Source organism: Pseudomonas sp. 22082 (assembly GCF_052046055.1).
Classification (GTDB): domain Bacteria; phylum Pseudomonadota; class Gammaproteobacteria; order Pseudomonadales; family Pseudomonadaceae; genus Aquipseudomonas; species Aquipseudomonas pharyngis.
In genome coordinates, this window is record NZ_JBQEQB010000001.1 from 227358 (window position 1) to 241625 (window position 14268).

Below are 14268 nucleotides of genomic sequence, written 5' to 3' on the forward strand. Positions count from 1 at the left end.
TTCACTGAGCGAGCAGACGACGTGACTTCAATCCCCAACCCTGTTGCATGCCGGCTGCTGCCAGCAGGATTGCCGCCACGCCGACCCATTGCAGAGTTTGCAGTTGGTGGCCGAAGGCAAACCAGTCGACGAAAATCGCCGCGATCGGGTAGATGAACGACAGCGCGCCGGTCAATGCGGTCGGCAGTTTCTGAATCGCGCCGTAAAGCAGCACATACATCAGACCGGTGTGGACGATGCCCAGCGTCACCAGACTGGCCCAGGCACTTGGCGCCTCGGGCATTGCTGAAAAATGCGCGAACGGCGCGAGCAGCAACACACCGCTGCAGACCTGGATCAACGCAATCAGATGCGGCGGTGTGCCGGTCAGGCGCTTGATGATCAACGCGGCGATGGCGTACAGAAACGCCGCACCCAGCGCCAGCGCGATCCCCGTCAGGTAATCACTGCCGCCCTCGCCTTGCCCCCCATGGGCACTGACAATGGCCAGCATTCCCATAAATGAAATCGCCAGCCAGAACAGCTTCTGCAGGGTGATCTTCTCGCCCAGAAACAATGCCGCCAAACCCACCAGCATGAACGGCTGCACGTTGTACACCGCCGTGCCGATGGCAATCGATGCCCGTGAATACGAGGCGAACAGCAGCACCCAGTTGCCGACGATTGCCATTCCGCTGAGCACCGCCAGCAGGAAAATGGTGCGGGTCAGGATGCCTGGGCGCAGAAAGCCGAATGCGGCGCAGATCAGCAGCAAGGTCCCGGAGCCGAATACGCAGCGCCAGAACACCACGTCCAGCACCGGTTGCCCCGACACCAGCACGAACCAGCCGATTGTCCCGGATATCAGCATGGCGGCGGTCATTTCGAATGAGCCGCGACGGAGTGTGTTGTCCATCATCAATCTCCTTAATGTGTGGCAAAAGTATGCCAAGCGAGACCGAAACTTCTCCAGCGCAAAAAGCAGGCTAAACTCGGTTTCTGCCTTTTTTATCAAGGGTGGTTTGTGCCATTCGCCTAATGCGGGAGTTTCTTGTATGACCGACGATATCGACCAGATCCTGATCGGAGCTCTGATGGAGGATTCGCGCCGCTCGCTCAAGGCCCTTGCGCAAATCAGCGGGTTGTCCTCGCCCAGCGTGGCCGAGCGCCTGCGGCGTCTGGAGGAGCGTGGTGTGCTTAAGGGTTACACCGTAGAGATTGACCCGAAATGCTTCGGTTATCAGTTACAGGCGATTGTCCGGGTGCGGCCATTGCCGGGGCAGTTGCAGGAAGTGGAGCGGCAGATCCTTTCGATTCCCGAGTTCACCGAGTGTGACAAGGTCACCGGAGAAGATTGTTTTATCGCGCGCCTGCATGTGCGCTCGATGGAGCAGCTGGACACCCTGCTTGACCGGTTGAATACGCTGGCGGAAACCAATACCGCGATCGTCAAGAAGACCCCGGTGAAACGTCGATTGCCGCCGATGGCGTGAGCGGCGTAGATTGTGTTTTTTCCGGCGAAGGATTGGCGGTATGAAAATTCAGGCAATGATGCTGGCGATGTTGATGCTGGCCGGGTGCGGGACGGTGCAGACCGTGGCGTTCAGCGATAAGTCTTCCACCGACCAGTTGAAGACTAAAAAATCCTACTGCGGCGCTGTACCGCGCATCTACAGCGGCGTGACGTACGATTTCTGCATGCTGCACGCCGAAAAGCCGGATGACGTCGATGCGTTCAACTACAAGAACGCGACGCCGGGTCTGCTGGTCGATGCAGCCGTGTCGGGAGTGCTCGATACGTTGCTGCTGCCTTACACGATCTACAAACAACAGGCCGATGGCAGCATCGTGATCAATTGAACGTCTGCTTTCTTCTTCGCAGGCAACAAAAAACCCGCTTTCGCGGGTTTTCTGTTTATAGCGGTGCAGCGATCAGTCGTCGCGGCTCATGATGCCGAAGATCTGCAACAGGCTGACGAACAGGTTGTAGATCGATACATACAGGCTGATGGTCGCCATGATGTAGTTGCGCTCGCCGCCGTGGATGATGGCGCTGGTCTGGAACAGGATGCAAACCGAGGAGAACAGTACGAAACCTGCGCTGATCGCCAGTTGCAGGCCGCTGATCTGGAAGAACATGCTTGCCAGCGTCGCACCCAGCAGAACGAAGAAACCGGCGGTGATGAAGCCACCGAGGAAGCTCATGTCCTTGCGGGTGATCAGCACGTAGGCCGACAGACCACCGAACACCAGTGCGGTCATCGCGAACGCGGAGCTGACCACTTCAGCGCCGCCCTGCATGCCCAGGTAACGGTTGAGGATCGGGCCGAGCAGGAAACCCATGAAACCGGTCAGGGCAAACGCCGACACCAGGCCCCAGGCGGAATCACGAAGCTTGTTGGTGAGGAAGAACAGCCCGTAGAAACCGATCAGCACCACGAAAATATTCGGGTAGCCGACCCGCATCTGCTGGGCCACGAACGCCATCACACCGCTGAATGCGAGGGTGAGCGCCAGTAGACCGTAAGTGTTGCGCAGGACGCGGCTAACCTCTAGCTGCTCAGCCTGCACGCTGTTGTGAACTGCGTAATCCTGTTCGCGCATGGCGACACTCCTGTTGGTTTGAAACGTTCAGTCGCAAAGATCATAACAGACGCTCTGTAACAAGCCATGCACAGAGTTTGACAGTGTGTTTCATTCAGGTATTATGGCGCCCGCAACGCAACGGAGGTGTGGCCGAGTGGTTTAAGGCAACGGTCTTGAAAACCGTCGACTGTAACAGGTCCATGAGTTCGAATCCCATCGCCTCCGCCATATTTAGTACTTCAAAGCCCTGATTATTCAGGGCTTTGTCGTTTCTGGCGTTCTGAAAAATCTTCGCACCTCAGGATGCGTTCCATAACTATTCTGGACGCGTTCCATAACTAACAGCTTTTCACTCCCCTCTCCGGCGTCCTGCCGAACTTAAAACACTCTTCATGTAACACGGTGCTACGCTAGGTTCTTCCACGGAGGAAACCGCAATGTCCAACTCTGATCTGCTCCCTTCCCTGCTCTTCAAAATCAACGAGAACCAACTCGCCCTTGAGGCTGCCATCATGGAGCTCACCCTCTGGGTTGAGAAACGTGGAGCTACGGAGGTCGGCGAAAACGTTCGCAGCTCCCTCACGGCGATCGACAGGAATGAAGAATTCATCAAGATGACGCTGGCCGTGCTGATGACTCCCGAATGACCGGATCACTCCGGCCAAAAGCTGTCGTAATCTCATGCAACTCTCGCCACGGATTTATTCTCGCCTGGTAGAGCTTGCAGGTCGGGTTGTGTTCAAACAGTTCTAATTTCGCGTCTTCATGTTGCAAGGCGCCGCAGTGTCTGCACTCGACTGTGGAACTCGAGACCCGCCAATCCGAGTGCCAGTTCAGAAGTTTATCCAGAGGTGTCATTCCGTTTAACTCCAAAAAAAGCTGTACAACTTAAATTTAGCTGTACAACTTTTTGTCATCAAGTCAGCGACGTCATTTCGAAGATGACCGGTTACAGCTCGTCGCTTCACCCTCGCCCACCTGGCGGGACTCGATTACTGTACATGCATACAGCATTTGTACAGTGAATCCGTTCCCATGAATTTCGACCAGGCGAAAGCCCTCCGACTCCAGCGATGGCGCTCAACTCTCGATGATCAAGATTTCCGCATGCAAAACCCAGAGGGGCACCGCGAAACCCTTCATGAGATGTCGGCGGCGCTGCAAACAGAGGGACTGATCGACCAGCTTGAACAGTTCGACATGAACGAGATGGCAGACGCTGCTTACTGGCACGCCGTCGAGGAGCTGCAGAATTCGCCTGGCCATTACCGTGGTGCGTCGACCTACAAAGTCGTGCAGATCGACAACGGAAAGCTGCTGGGCACCATCAGCAGATCCATATTCAACTTCGCATCTGCCGCGCCGCGAGGCGCGTCATCCGCGTACGACGGGAAGGTTTACTCTGGTCAAGAAGGCATACATCTCAACCTGGGGCTCTCCAGGAACATTGGCAAAATTTCCGGACTGATCCTGGCCATATATGGGCAGCAATACCAGTTGGTCGAAACTGAGCGAGTAATCGGTGGCGTCGACTACAGCCCCATCGACGACCCAGACACTTACCGCGCGCTGGTTGATGCTGGCCAAGTCGCAAAGGAAGAGCGCGATCTGCGTACTTTTGAAAAGGTGCGACCACACATTGAATCAGCGGCGTTCTGCACCTGCCCTGTGTGCCTTGACCGATTTGGCACGTGCGATGACTGCCAGACCTGCGCCGGAAAAGGTTTTGTGACAAAGCCGGCACCAGCAGGTCTACGCTGAAAGCTCATGCGAGGATCTGGCAATGTGCGGACGACTCTCCCAATACAGCGGAATTCACGACTTCGTGGCAGCGCTCAGCATGCCGAACGCCCTGATCAACTCAACCGGCGAAAAGCCTCTCGGGCGGTACAACGCCGCGCCGACTGCCCAGCTTGCCCTCTTCCACCAGGAAGGCGAGTTTCTGCACGCAGACATGGTGCGCTGGGGATGGCGCCCGCACTGGGCCAAGGATCGCGCCGCACCGATCAACGCCAGGGTCGAGAAAGTCGCCCACGGTCCATTCTTCCGCGCCATCTGGCCGCACCGGGCAATCATCGCGATCAACAACTGGTTCGAGTGGGTTGACGAGGGTGGCCCGAAGAAGCAGCCGTACCTGATCCGGCATCGGGATCAGTCTCCAATTCTCTGTGCGGCGATCGGCCAGTATCCGAACGAAGAACATGGCCCGGGCGAGCATGACGGCTTTGTCATCATCACCGCCGACAGTGCCGGCGGCATGGTCGACATTCATGACCGGAGGCCGGTCGCCCTATCGCCAGATCTGTCCAGAGAATGGCTGGACCCGGCCACACCGAAAGAGCGCGCTGAGCAAATGGTGCTGCACCAGGGCGAGCCGACTGAGGTGTTTGAGTGGTTTAAAGTTGACCGGGCCGTGGGAAATGTCCGAAACCAAGGCCCGGACCTGATCGAACCGGTCGAATGATTCAGCCGCGCGACAATATTTTCAAGCGCTCCACCAGAGCCGCTTCAAAAATGATGTAAAGCCTTTCAGCGTCGCCGGCGCGCAGAGCTCCGCCGGTTTCCAATCCCAGCACGAAGCCATCCGCACGTGCCCCCGCCTTCACCGCGATAATCATCGAATCGGCCCGGACAATTTCCGCCAGCAGCCGGTCCGCCTCTCGCTGCATCTTCTCGCCCAGCACCACGCCTTCTATATCGCTCACCATTACATTCAGCTCGACATCCAATACATCACAGCGATTACCGCTGATACCCAGATGATCGTCAGTACTATTGAGTATGCAGCCAGCTGCTTGTCCATGGCACCGCTTCATCAAAAGGAATCTAAATCATGGGTCAAGGTCGATCAGGTCGCAACTGTGGCTCTGAGCCACCGGTCAGCGCGCGGATATAGGCCTGACACGCCTGCAGCGCAATCAGTCCACGGTCGCCTTCGTCGGTGATGGCGACAATTCGTTGAGCATGCGCTGGGTCAAGTCTGGCGCGTACGGCTGCATGATCCACGCCGCCGGCGCCGGCGGAGGCAGGCACTGGGCAGCCACCGGTTGAACCCGCGTCGAGGAGGACTGACAGCCGCAGATCAGAAGTGGCAAGACGATCGCGCAAGAGAGCCTGGGCTTTTTGAGCATTGGTCATTTTCTCGGAGTGGGTTTTGTCACTGGCCGCCAGCCGCTGCTCGAGCGCCAGCCGATTGTCCTGCTCGGCCTGCTGCGCGGTGGCGGCGGCCATGGTCAGCTGATTAAGGGTTTCGGTGTGCAGCCTGGACTGCTCGGCCAGCTGTTTGCCGAATCGCCAGTCCTGAACCTGCCAAGCCAAGGCAGCGCCGGCGAGCGCCAGCACTACCGCGCCGACAACTCGCCACGGCACGACCATCACGGCACATCCCGGAAGAAGACGTGGCCACCGAGCAACAGCGTCTGCTTCGCCTTGGCCGCCCAGGCTGGCGGAGTCTTCATGCTGAGCGCGTAGTAATGCGTGGCACCGCCAGTAGGATCCGACACCTTGCCGTCGATTACCTGGTCAGCAGCAATCCGGCACTGCGCCAGTTCGCGGAAAGGGATCTCCCGCGCGCCACTCAGGAATGGATAGTTCGGGTCCCCCTTGTTCCAGCAGCTGAACTGGTAGGGCTTCTGGCACACGCCGGCGTAGCCCTCCCCCCACCATGAATTGGTCTTGCCGTCGAACACGCGATTGCGAATCGTCCAGGCCACGGCAATCTTGCCGGCCAGACTCTCGCCGCGCGCCTCGCCCCACAGCGTGCGAGCAAGGACGTCGCGGTCTTTTTCAGTGACGGTCATTCTTTTCTCCAGGCAAAAAAATACCCGCTCGACGGCGGGCTGGTCATTTGTTGGGTTCGGCGCGCTTTACGCCCGAGCTACAGTGGTTTCGTCGTTATAGAGCGCCGGTTGTTCTGGCCATGCCGGTGCAGTTGGCCAGATAGGCTGACCCGTGACTCGCCCGAGAAACACGCGGTACTTTTTCCATTCGGCCAACATCGCCACGCGAAGCGGCTTTTCTTCGACCTCCTCCGGCAAGGCGTAATCGCCGTCGATGGCGTCGTTGATTGCATCGACCCGGCCTTGCAGTGCTGTTACCTGGGCAGTTGCCAGCCGGGTTCGCGCGTTGAGGTCCGCCGTCGTTTCTCGAAGCAACTCTTGCTCAGCGATTGCATCGATCAGTGACTGGGGAATTTCATCGACAAGGCTTTCGCCTTCGGCCAGATCGGCTTCAGTAAAGTCGTCGCCTACAGCCCGCCAGCCGTAGCCTGTGATTGCGTAAGGCATCATCTGTCCATCCCATAGCCGGTAATATCGATTGAAAGCGATCCGCCGGTACCAGAGTTGAAGTACCAGAGGTTCCCCGATTCATCCAGGGTCGTGTCACAGGACACTTTCCCGCCTGGTTCTGACCCGACCGTGGTTACGTTGAAGTTGCCGGGGGCGAGGCTTGCCACAGGGGTGCCGTTGTTGTTCATGTTCAAGCGAACGGTTTTCGTCACGTTGATCGGTACGATTGCCGAAGTGACGATCGTGGTCGGGGTAGTGGCCGCTCCGTTTGAAAGAACCCGGTATGGTGCTGCGATCAGGTTGTCTCGATAGTTGAGAACTCCGTCGCTGCCCATGGCGAAGCCCAAAACGCCGCCGTTTGTACCAGACCGGAATGCGCCGATGAATCGCCGCGATGTGTCACCCGTTTTCGTTCTGGCGGTACCCATGTAAGGCGCGGATGGCGCGGTCGTGACCAGCTCGACAGCGGCGGCACCTGCGTTCTCGTACAGGTAGGCGTAATGCCAAACAGACGCGGGCAGCGCCAAGCCACTCAAGGTGATGTCAGAGCTCACCGTGACTCGACGACCGAGCCCCGGGATGTAGGCGGTCCCAGTCGAAATGGTCAGAGAGGTTGGCGCCGGCCTGGAGGGAATCAGTCCGGAAATCAAAGCTGTGTCTATCACGCTGTTAAGGCTTGATGCATCAGCCTTTGCCGCCTGAAGTTTACCGATGGCCGCCAGTATCGTATCGGTCGCGACGACAGCCGTCTTCACCGTGAGATCGAGGCCGGTCAAGGTGGTGCCGCGAACCCCGGCGGCGGTCATGTACTTGTTGGTCGATCCCTCCGGAAGTCCATCAGTATTGGTCAAGTTCAAAGCCGTGCGCACGCCGGCCTGCGTTGGAGTCTGCCCCAGCACAGCCATCACACCGCCGAATTGGTTGACCAGCGCACGCAGAGCATCGGCAGAATCTTTGACGTACCCCTGCATTGGGGCCAGCGCGTAGACCCCGGATGAATTGGTCGCTCCCTGATATACCGGTGCGATTGAAAGCGCGGTGTCGCTGGCGATGTTGGTCACTTCGTACCAGCCACCATCTGGGCCGCGAAATGCATCACCGACTCTGGCGTTGGCAATGAACGCAGTGCCCGCGCCAATCACCGCATTGGTATTTTGGACGACAGAAACCGTCCCGGACTTGTACCAGGGCATTGAATATCTCCAGAAAAGGTTGAAGCTCAGGCCAGCAGTTTGGCGCAGAGGAATGGCCGATGGCCCTGATCAGTCCAAGCTGTGGTTGCCAGGCTGTACATCATGATCCGGCCGCCGGCGTAATCGACGCCAAGCGCACAGCCGCCGCCCGTTGCATCGTTGTGGCAATTCATTGAGAAGGGATTGAGCGAAACATACTCACCGGCGCCAAGGGCCTTTGAAATGCCCCAGATGTACCGGCGCCCTGTTGTCAAAACCTCGCTGCCGAGGTATGTCCAGTTTCCGGCAGCAAAGGTAACGACAACCGCCGGAGCACCGCTGTCGTAGACAAGGGCCCCATTACCATCCCATAGACGCATTCCATAAGCCGCAGTCCCCATTGATGCCCATGCGGCAACAAAATACTGGCCGCTCAAGGTGCCCAGCACGTTCGAGGCCTTCATGGCGAAACCGGTCCAGTTTCCTGGGCCGCCAGTGAACCAAACCGAAATGGGTACCTGAATCGAACCGGTCTGGTCTGGTCGAATAAAAACAAGCGGCGGATCCTGACTCGTCACCGCTCGAGCGAATGTTGCAAAAGCATCGGTCACGCCTGCGTATGAGCCCTTCGTAAGCACGCAAAGCCTTGGAGCTTCGGAGTCAATTTGTACGAAGGCGTTGTCATTGATGCTCTGAAAGCCATAACTCATGTGGAGTACCTGATGGCGTAGGCCTTGGCGACAATCCTCGATTGACCTGTCGAAGCGCTCGCTGAAGGATTCTTCGGCCTCACAATCACTTGGCCGACGGCGGTCGTGACATAGGGGTAGGATTTTGCGTTGCCGCTACCGTCTGTTTCAGAGGATTGCACGTCCTGTGCCCTCGTCGGGATGATCATGAACACGCAATTAGCAGGGTTGAAGCCCGGAATGTTCAGCGTGTAGCTGGGCGTGGTACCGCTGAAGTCGATCACGCCCTGCCACAACACCTGATACGTGAAGCTGTTGGTATCCATGGCGAGAAATCCATTCTCGTCAAAGACACGAAGCCCGAATAAAGCCATTGATTACCCCAGATAGCCGAGCCGAACGCGCAATACATTGTTGGCGTCGTAGACAGAGACGTTCAGCGAGTTGATCACCAGCCGGCCCTGACCGGGCACGATGCCGTTGATTTCCAGCGTTCCGTCTTTATTGAGAATCCAGCCTTGCTGGCCGGCAATGTAGTTGGTCGAGCTGATGTAACTGCCGATCTTGGCGTTGGTGATTGTTCCGTCAGCGATGAACGCCGAGTTCATGAACACCTGGCCGCCCTGAACCGCAAACGGCACCGAAATGGCTCCGCCGGCGATGGTGTTGACGATGGCGAACCTGTCAGCTGCAACCAGGAATTGGCTTTGGAAAACCCCGTTCACGTTCTCGATGCCCAGACCAATCCCAGCGGCGATGTACTGCCCGTTCGCCGAGACCTGCATCTTCACGGACCACATGGTTTTCAGATTGCCGTTTACGTCAGCAAAGGCGGTGGCTGTTTCCTGAATGGCGGCGGTGTTCTCGCCGACCTTGACGCTTACCTGCGTGATCGCCTGCGCTGTGGCTTCCTTGTCCGTGGCGACCGTCTGACGTAGGTCAGTTACATTCGCCTCGTTTTCACCAACCCTGGAATCAAGAGTGGTGAGCTTTTGTGCGCTGGCCAGGTTCTCGGATGACCTGACTCGGTCTTCGTTGGCAATGGCGGCCGTGCTACCCCACTCCTTGATGGCGCCGTCCAGATCCCCCTGCCCATCTTCGTCGCGCCACGAAGCGCGCAACGCCTGAAAGGCCGTTGCCTGCGCTGTGACCACGCCATCGAGTTCCGTGATCTCGGCGGTGTTGGTCGCAACCTGCTGGGCAAGTCCGTTTGCCGTCTCCACGGTCTGGCCCACGTCGAGCCAGTACAGCGGGTTAGGCGGCGGCGTGTTCAACGGCACGTCACCAGTGGCCTGATAGATCCGCTTACCAACGACTACAAGGTCGTATTCCTCGTAGGTTTCGTCAGGGTTGTAAGTCTTCAGGCCGTCCAGTGCATCGATCTGCGCCTGCAACCCCGGGATCTTGTCGATCTCGTCTAGAATGTCCTGCCCCAGCTCGGTGCGGCCGATCTCGCCGGCAATCATTTCCAGAATCGCCGCAGCGTCGGCGCTCGATTGCCCCTGCACGCCTGTGCCGATGGGGAACCACGGCCCAATGTTGCCGATCTTGTCGACGATCCGGCCCCAGAAGTAGAACGTCACGCCGGCGCGCAGACCGAGCATTGAGAAATCACTCTGCGGGTACGCGAGATCAGTCAACTTGGTGGCGGCGTCCAGTTCCGTGGTCGGGCCATACCAGATCTCCGTCCGCTGGCTGTCCTCGGCGCCGGCCGGGAATCCCCACTTGAGGTAGATACCGAACAGTAGCGGCGTGGCCGTCAGATAGCTCAGCGCCGGCGGAAGCCCCTGCTTACCGCTGAGGTTGGTCAGGATCGAGTTGCGCCAGATCGACGTGATGTCGTACGCACTCACCGCGCGAACGCGGGCCACGTAGGCACCGGCGTAAATGCCGACCACATCGACGTTGGTCATGCCGGTGCGCTGCAGCTTGATCCAGTTGCCGCTGTCCTTGCGCCACTCCACGTCATAGCCGACTGCGCCGTCCACGGCCGGCCAGCTGATGGTCATGGTGGCCACGGCCAGTCCCTGCACCACCGACGACGTCGACGCCAGGGTGACGCTGGCCGGCGCCGGAACCACGGTGATCGGAATCACGCTGATTGGCCGTTCTTCCAGCCGCGCGCCGGTGTCGATGTGCGCGAACTTGCTTGGTTCGAACTGCAGGGCACTGATTTCGAAGTCACCCTCGGTGGTGCGCTTGGTGCGAAGCACCCGGTAGAGCGGGATTGCCAGGTCATCCGCATCGAGCGCCCATTGCAGCTGCGCCACCGGCGGCTCGCTGTAGTTGGTCGTGACCGTTACGGCGCGTCCGTTGACGCTCTGCACGGTGCGCCCTTCGGCCCGACCGCCGGGCAGGTTGATGATCAGCCGATCACCTGCCTTGGCCTGGGTGTCACGGTCGAGCGTCACCACGCGGCCGGATACCGTAGAGATGCGGCCGCCGACTTCCTGGCCGGCCAGCAACGAATCCGCCACCGGGATGATGTGGCCCGGCAGCGGGATCACGCCCTCCATGCCGGTCTTGAACGACACGGTGCGGTCCTGATTGTTGCTGAGGATCGCCCACTTGCCACGGCGCTGCGCTTCGGATGCGCGGGTACAGCCAATCGCGCTGAGCTCGGTCGGCCGGTCGCCATAGCGACGCTGCAGATCCAAGTCAGCGAACGGAATGACGTCGGTGTCGTAGTTGTTGGCCGGGTTGTCGTAGCTGACCAAGGCCCGGGTGTATCGGGTTTTCGCCGAGGCGCTGCCGTACGAGAATTTCCCGTCGATGACGTTGGCCCGGGTAAACACGTAGTCGAAGTCCTGCGCGCGCGGCATGTCGGCCTGCATCACCAGCTGGCCCTGTGCCCAGTACGTCATGCCCCGGTAAATCGCCGAGATGTCGCGCAGCAGCGACCAGGCATCCGCCTTGCCCTGCAGGTTCATGTCACAGAGAAAGCGCGGTTCCTGACCGCCGAGCCCATTCGGTACCAGCTGGTCGCAGTACTGGGCAATCCGGTACAGCTCCCACTTGTCGACCATGAACGGCTTGATGCGCTTGCCCAGGCCGAACATTTCGTTCGTGCAGATGCCGTAGGTGATCCACGCCGGGTTGTTGGTCCAGGCCGACTTCATCGAGCCATCCCACGTGCCGGTATAGGTGCGCAGGATCGGGTCGTAATTGCTCGGCACCATCCAGCGCCTGGCCTTGCACTTCACGGTCACGGCCGGGATGTTGGTGAACTGCTCGGCGTCGAATTCGATGTAGAGCAGCGCGGTGTTCGGATAGCGAAGCTTGGCGTCGATCACCTCGGTATAACCAGCCACCAGCATGGTGTCGGCGATCTTGTTGCTGTTCTGGTTCGGCGTCAGCCGGCGCACGCGGATCTGCCAGCCAGTAGTAGCGTCAGGCAGATCGATACGGCGCGAACGCTCGTAGCGCGTGGTGGTTTTGCCGTCGACCGCGTCCACCAGCACCTGCTGATAGGCGCCGCCATCAGTGGCCACATCAATGGCGTATTCGATGCGGTAGCCGCCGACGTTGCCTTCGTCGTCAGCCCGTTGCAAAGCAGGCCATGCCAGCCGCATGCGCACGGCAGACAACTGGGTGTTGGTAATCGAGCGCACCCACGGCGAATCACTGCGCAACTCGATGTTCAGCGACGTCTCGTTTTCCACGGACGGAATGCCCGGAATGTAGGTTTGATCCACGGAGCCCGGGCGCCAGTCCCACTTCACGCCTGGGAAGTTGTAGTTGCCGCTGGCATCGCGGATCGGCGTGTTGTCCAGGTAGATGTCGTACTCGGTCGGAACGCCGTCAAACTCGCCCTCGCCCACGGCGATCAGCAACTTTGCCAGGTTGGTCGAGCGCAGGCTGTCGCTGGCTTCGACCGGCGATTTCGGCTTGCTGCTTCCGCCCTTCTCGCCGTGGATTTCCGTTTGTGCCGCTGCGCCCATGCTTTCCTCCAGGCATAAAAAACCCGCCGTAGCGGGTTATGTAGAACTAATTACTTCTTATGAGAATTTCGACCTGTCTTGACTCGACACGATAGTAATTTGCAATCGCCTCTCGAGCGTCAGAAAGGTTCAGCGCTAGAGCACTTTTGATGTCGGCCTCCTCGACGAGACTGTGACTGGAGCTGAAGTAGCCATCGATTTTATTAAAGTCGCTAGCGGTCAGAGATCGATGACACAGATTGAGTAGGTCTGTCGCATGGCTCCCGAAACCTCTCCCTCTGCCGAACTCAAAAACCCAACGCTGCGAGCGTTTTTTATTTTTGATCTGCCTAACATCACTCCAGCGACTGACCTCTCCCAGCCAAAAGCCAGACTTATCGGAAAAAAGTAGGTAAGCAATCGAATCTATGGACAGATTGGGAAGTGGCTCGCATTCATAGGACCAGGTTTCCTCAAATTTATTTTCTACTTCAACGAAATGAACGAATTGATCCATCACCTAGCGATACCTTAGCTAAATCACGATGATGTCATATGGCCGCTAGAAATTCAGATTTTGTCTTCCGCCAAAATAGATGCGGAGATGATCATCCCGCCCCACCGGCGTTCTCCGATACAGATCGGCACCGGGTTCCCGCTGGCCGTAGTGTTCTTGGCGCTGCCGAAGGCGTAGGACGGGGCGTTTTCGGGGGACGCGCTCTGCTTTAGGCCCGAGGCCTGCGGACTGAGCATTTGGATGACACCGCCGGCAACGAGTGCAATGCCCACCGGGGCCAAAGCCTGAAACCCCGGAATGAACGATGCAGCAATCAGGACTGCGCCGATGATCGTTTGAAGCAGGCCAGCACGCTTGCTGCCGCCAACCACCGGCACGATGCGGATTTCCTGAGCGCCGCCCAGCGCGAAATCCTTCTCAGGTACGTTCTTTCTGTTCCGGAAAATGGCGAAGCGCAGACCGCGCCGCTCCAAATCTTTGATCGCTGCGTCGAACCCCTCCAGCGTGCACTTCAGCGCCTTGAACGCCTCCCCTACGGAACGACTGCCCAGTTCGCGGTAGTGAACTCGGCCGAACAGTTTAATCAGCGGACCCGATAGAAGAATGCTCGTCATCATTGGGCGACAATGTGCAGTTGCTGTCACGGTTTTCTCCAGACATAAAAAAACCGCCTTTCGGCGGCTGTTTTTTGGGTGTTCAAAGGCAATCTTTTATCGCCTGCTTCATGTCTCCTCGGCCATAGCCCGGCGACCATGCCATGCGCTGATACAGCGTTACGGTACTGCCCTTCGGTGCTTTGCGTATATCCAGCAGCTCGTCGGTCATATTGTTGCTCGCGACCAGCAATCTGTATCCGTTTTCTGTCTCGGACATTGAGGCATCGCTTCTGGCGTCCTGCCATTTCGGGAAAACACACAGCGCATAACGCTTGGGGTCTTTCGCGGTTGTTGCCTTGAAGCTCGGGTCATTTTTCTGAAGATCCCCAGGGGATACACACCCAGCCAACAGCACTACCGCCAGCGCTCCTACGATCAACTTCATGCAGGTCACTCCTGTGGAAAAGGGTGAACGATATCACTGGGCTGGGCGGAAATGAAAAAGCCCGGCGCTGGGGTC

18 protein-coding genes and 1 tRNA gene are annotated in these 14268 nt (G+C 58.4%); 6 read left to right on the forward strand and 13 right to left on the reverse strand.

Annotated features, from left to right (window positions below; genetic code table 11):
- Position 1: 1 nt before the first annotated feature.
- Positions 2 to 895 (reverse strand): DMT family transporter, encoded by an 894-nt coding sequence (locus tag ACTJK9_RS00960; protein ID WP_440811352.1) that lies wholly within the window; start codon positions 893 to 895, stop codon positions 2 to 4.
- 139 nt (positions 896 to 1034) lie between these two features.
- Between ACTJK9_RS00960 and ACTJK9_RS00965 the strand changes: the two genes are divergently transcribed.
- Entirely contained in the window at positions 1035 to 1472 is a 438-nt protein-coding gene (locus ACTJK9_RS00965; RefSeq protein WP_064381847.1) for an Lrp/AsnC family transcriptional regulator, read from the forward strand.
- A 40-nt stretch (positions 1473 to 1512) separates the two neighbouring features.
- A complete protein-coding gene (locus ACTJK9_RS00970) occupies positions 1513 to 1839 on the forward strand; it encodes a YceK/YidQ family lipoprotein (protein ID WP_085611759.1) in 327 nt (108 codons plus the stop codon).
- A 72-nt stretch (positions 1840 to 1911) separates the two neighbouring features.
- Here ACTJK9_RS00970 and ACTJK9_RS00975 read toward each other — a convergent pair whose 3' ends face one another.
- Positions 1912 to 2583, reverse strand: a complete 672-nt coding sequence (locus tag ACTJK9_RS00975; protein WP_007955123.1) for a Bax inhibitor-1/YccA family protein — start codon at positions 2581 to 2583, stop codon at positions 1912 to 1914.
- Between the two features lie 122 nt (positions 2584 to 2705).
- Here ACTJK9_RS00975 and ACTJK9_RS00980 point away from each other — a divergent pair.
- From ACTJK9_RS00980 to ACTJK9_RS00995, 4 genes are all read left to right on the forward strand, one after another.
- Positions 2706 to 2793, forward strand: a tRNA-Ser gene (locus ACTJK9_RS00980).
- A 209-nt stretch (positions 2794 to 3002) separates the two neighbouring features.
- Entirely contained in the window at positions 3003 to 3212 is a 210-nt protein-coding gene (locus ACTJK9_RS00985; RefSeq protein WP_039772340.1) for a hypothetical protein, read from the forward strand.
- 388 nt (positions 3213 to 3600) lie between these two features.
- On the forward strand, positions 3601 to 4326 hold the full coding sequence (locus tag ACTJK9_RS00990; RefSeq protein WP_440811354.1) for a hypothetical protein: 726 nt from the start codon (positions 3601 to 3603) through the stop codon (positions 4324 to 4326).
- Positions 4327 to 4348: 22 nt separating this feature from the next.
- On the forward strand, positions 4349 to 5029 hold the full coding sequence (locus ACTJK9_RS00995) for an SOS response-associated peptidase family protein (RefSeq protein WP_440811356.1): 681 nt from the start codon (positions 4349 to 4351) through the stop codon (positions 5027 to 5029).
- Between the two features lies 1 nt (position 5030).
- On the opposite strand, the gene ACTJK9_RS01000 is transcribed toward ACTJK9_RS00995, so the two are convergent.
- From ACTJK9_RS01000 to ACTJK9_RS01050, 11 genes are all read right to left on the reverse strand, one after another.
- Positions 5031 to 5381 (reverse strand): hypothetical protein, encoded by a 351-nt coding sequence (locus ACTJK9_RS01000; protein WP_440811359.1) that lies wholly within the window; start codon positions 5379 to 5381, stop codon positions 5031 to 5033.
- A gap of 22 nt (positions 5382 to 5403) precedes the next feature.
- Positions 5404 to 5940 carry a lysis system i-spanin subunit Rz gene (locus ACTJK9_RS01005; RefSeq protein ID WP_440811361.1) on the reverse strand — a complete coding sequence of 179 codons (537 nt, stop codon included), beginning with the start codon at positions 5938 to 5940 and terminating at the stop codon, positions 5404 to 5406.
- Entirely contained in the window at positions 5940 to 6365 is a 426-nt protein-coding gene (locus tag ACTJK9_RS01010) for a cell wall hydrolase (RefSeq protein ID WP_440811362.1), read from the reverse strand. The genes ACTJK9_RS01005 and ACTJK9_RS01010 overlap by 1 nt, the downstream gene beginning before the upstream one ends.
- A gap of 66 nt (positions 6366 to 6431) precedes the next feature.
- Positions 6432 to 6851 carry a hypothetical protein gene (locus ACTJK9_RS01015; protein WP_440811364.1) on the reverse strand — a complete coding sequence of 140 codons (420 nt, stop codon included), beginning with the start codon at positions 6849 to 6851 and terminating at the stop codon, positions 6432 to 6434.
- The gene (locus ACTJK9_RS01020) at positions 6851 to 8047 is read right to left on the reverse strand and encodes a hypothetical protein (protein WP_440811366.1); all 1197 of its coding nucleotides are present in this window, start codon (positions 8045 to 8047) and stop codon (positions 6851 to 6853) included. The genes ACTJK9_RS01015 and ACTJK9_RS01020 overlap by 1 nt, the downstream gene beginning before the upstream one ends.
- A gap of 26 nt (positions 8048 to 8073) precedes the next feature.
- Positions 8074 to 8736 carry a hypothetical protein gene (locus ACTJK9_RS01025; RefSeq protein WP_440811367.1) on the reverse strand — a complete coding sequence of 221 codons (663 nt, stop codon included), beginning with the start codon at positions 8734 to 8736 and terminating at the stop codon, positions 8074 to 8076.
- Complete coding sequence (locus tag ACTJK9_RS01030; RefSeq protein ID WP_440811368.1) at positions 8733 to 9041, reverse strand: hypothetical protein; 309 nt, start codon at positions 9039 to 9041, stop codon at positions 8733 to 8735. Before ACTJK9_RS01030 ends, ACTJK9_RS01025 begins: the two co-directional genes overlap by 4 nt.
- A gap of 51 nt (positions 9042 to 9092) precedes the next feature.
- The gene (locus ACTJK9_RS01035) at positions 9093 to 12656 is read right to left on the reverse strand and encodes a host specificity protein J (protein WP_440811370.1); all 3564 of its coding nucleotides are present in this window, start codon (positions 12654 to 12656) and stop codon (positions 9093 to 9095) included.
- A 46-nt stretch (positions 12657 to 12702) separates the two neighbouring features.
- On the reverse strand, positions 12703 to 13152 hold the full coding sequence (locus ACTJK9_RS01040; RefSeq protein WP_440811371.1) for a hypothetical protein: 450 nt from the start codon (positions 13150 to 13152) through the stop codon (positions 12703 to 12705).
- A 53-nt stretch (positions 13153 to 13205) separates the two neighbouring features.
- Complete coding sequence (locus ACTJK9_RS01045; protein ID WP_440811843.1) at positions 13206 to 13769, reverse strand: tail assembly protein; 564 nt, start codon at positions 13767 to 13769, stop codon at positions 13206 to 13208.
- A gap of 79 nt (positions 13770 to 13848) precedes the next feature.
- Positions 13849 to 14193, reverse strand: coding sequence for a hypothetical protein (locus ACTJK9_RS01050; protein WP_440811372.1), 345 nt, complete (start codon positions 14191 to 14193; stop codon positions 13849 to 13851).
- Between the last annotated feature and the right edge of the window lie 75 nt (positions 14194 to 14268).

Excerpts from the sequence above, each read along its gene's own strand:
- ACTJK9_RS00960 (WP_440811352.1), bottom strand. The coding sequence starts at position 895 with ATGGACAACACACTCCGTCGCGGCTCATTCGAAATGACCGCCGCCATG.
- ACTJK9_RS00965 (WP_064381847.1), top strand. The coding sequence starts at position 1,035 with ATGACCGACGATATCGACCAGATCCTGATCGGAGCTCTGATGGAGGAT.
- ACTJK9_RS00970 (WP_085611759.1), top strand. The coding sequence starts at position 1,513 with ATGAAAATTCAGGCAATGATGCTGGCGATGTTGATGCTGGCCGGGTGC.
- ACTJK9_RS00975 (WP_007955123.1), bottom strand. The coding sequence starts at position 2,583 with ATGCGCGAACAGGATTACGCAGTTCACAACAGCGTGCAGGCTGAGCAG.
- ACTJK9_RS00985 (WP_039772340.1), top strand. The coding sequence starts at position 3,003 with ATGTCCAACTCTGATCTGCTCCCTTCCCTGCTCTTCAAAATCAACGAG.
- ACTJK9_RS00990 (WP_440811354.1), top strand. The coding sequence starts at position 3,601 with ATGAATTTCGACCAGGCGAAAGCCCTCCGACTCCAGCGATGGCGCTCA.
- ACTJK9_RS00995 (WP_440811356.1), top strand. The coding sequence starts at position 4,349 with ATGTGCGGACGACTCTCCCAATACAGCGGAATTCACGACTTCGTGGCA.
- ACTJK9_RS01000 (WP_440811359.1), bottom strand. The coding sequence starts at position 5,381 with ATGAAGCGGTGCCATGGACAAGCAGCTGGCTGCATACTCAATAGTACT.
- ACTJK9_RS01005 (WP_440811361.1), bottom strand. The coding sequence starts at position 5,940 with ATGGTCGTGCCGTGGCGAGTTGTCGGCGCGGTAGTGCTGGCGCTCGCC.
- ACTJK9_RS01010 (WP_440811362.1), bottom strand. The coding sequence starts at position 6,365 with ATGACCGTCACTGAAAAAGACCGCGACGTCCTTGCTCGCACGCTGTGG.
- ACTJK9_RS01015 (WP_440811364.1), bottom strand. The coding sequence starts at position 6,851 with ATGCCTTACGCAATCACAGGCTACGGCTGGCGGGCTGTAGGCGACGAC.
- ACTJK9_RS01020 (WP_440811366.1), bottom strand. The coding sequence starts at position 8,047 with ATGCCCTGGTACAAGTCCGGGACGGTTTCTGTCGTCCAAAATACCAAT.
- ACTJK9_RS01025 (WP_440811367.1), bottom strand. The coding sequence starts at position 8,736 with ATGAGTTATGGCTTTCAGAGCATCAATGACAACGCCTTCGTACAAATT.
- ACTJK9_RS01030 (WP_440811368.1), bottom strand. The coding sequence starts at position 9,041 with ATGGATACCAACAGCTTCACGTATCAGGTGTTGTGGCAGGGCGTGATC.
- ACTJK9_RS01035 (WP_440811370.1), bottom strand. The coding sequence starts at position 12,656 with ATGGGCGCAGCGGCACAAACGGAAATCCACGGCGAGAAGGGCGGAAGC.
- ACTJK9_RS01040 (WP_440811371.1), bottom strand. The coding sequence starts at position 13,152 with ATGGATCAATTCGTTCATTTCGTTGAAGTAGAAAATAAATTTGAGGAA.
- ACTJK9_RS01045 (WP_440811843.1), bottom strand. The coding sequence starts at position 13,769 with ATGATGACGAGCATTCTTCTATCGGGTCCGCTGATTAAACTGTTCGGC.
- ACTJK9_RS01050 (WP_440811372.1), bottom strand. The coding sequence starts at position 14,193 with ATGAAGTTGATCGTAGGAGCGCTGGCGGTAGTGCTGTTGGCTGGGTGT.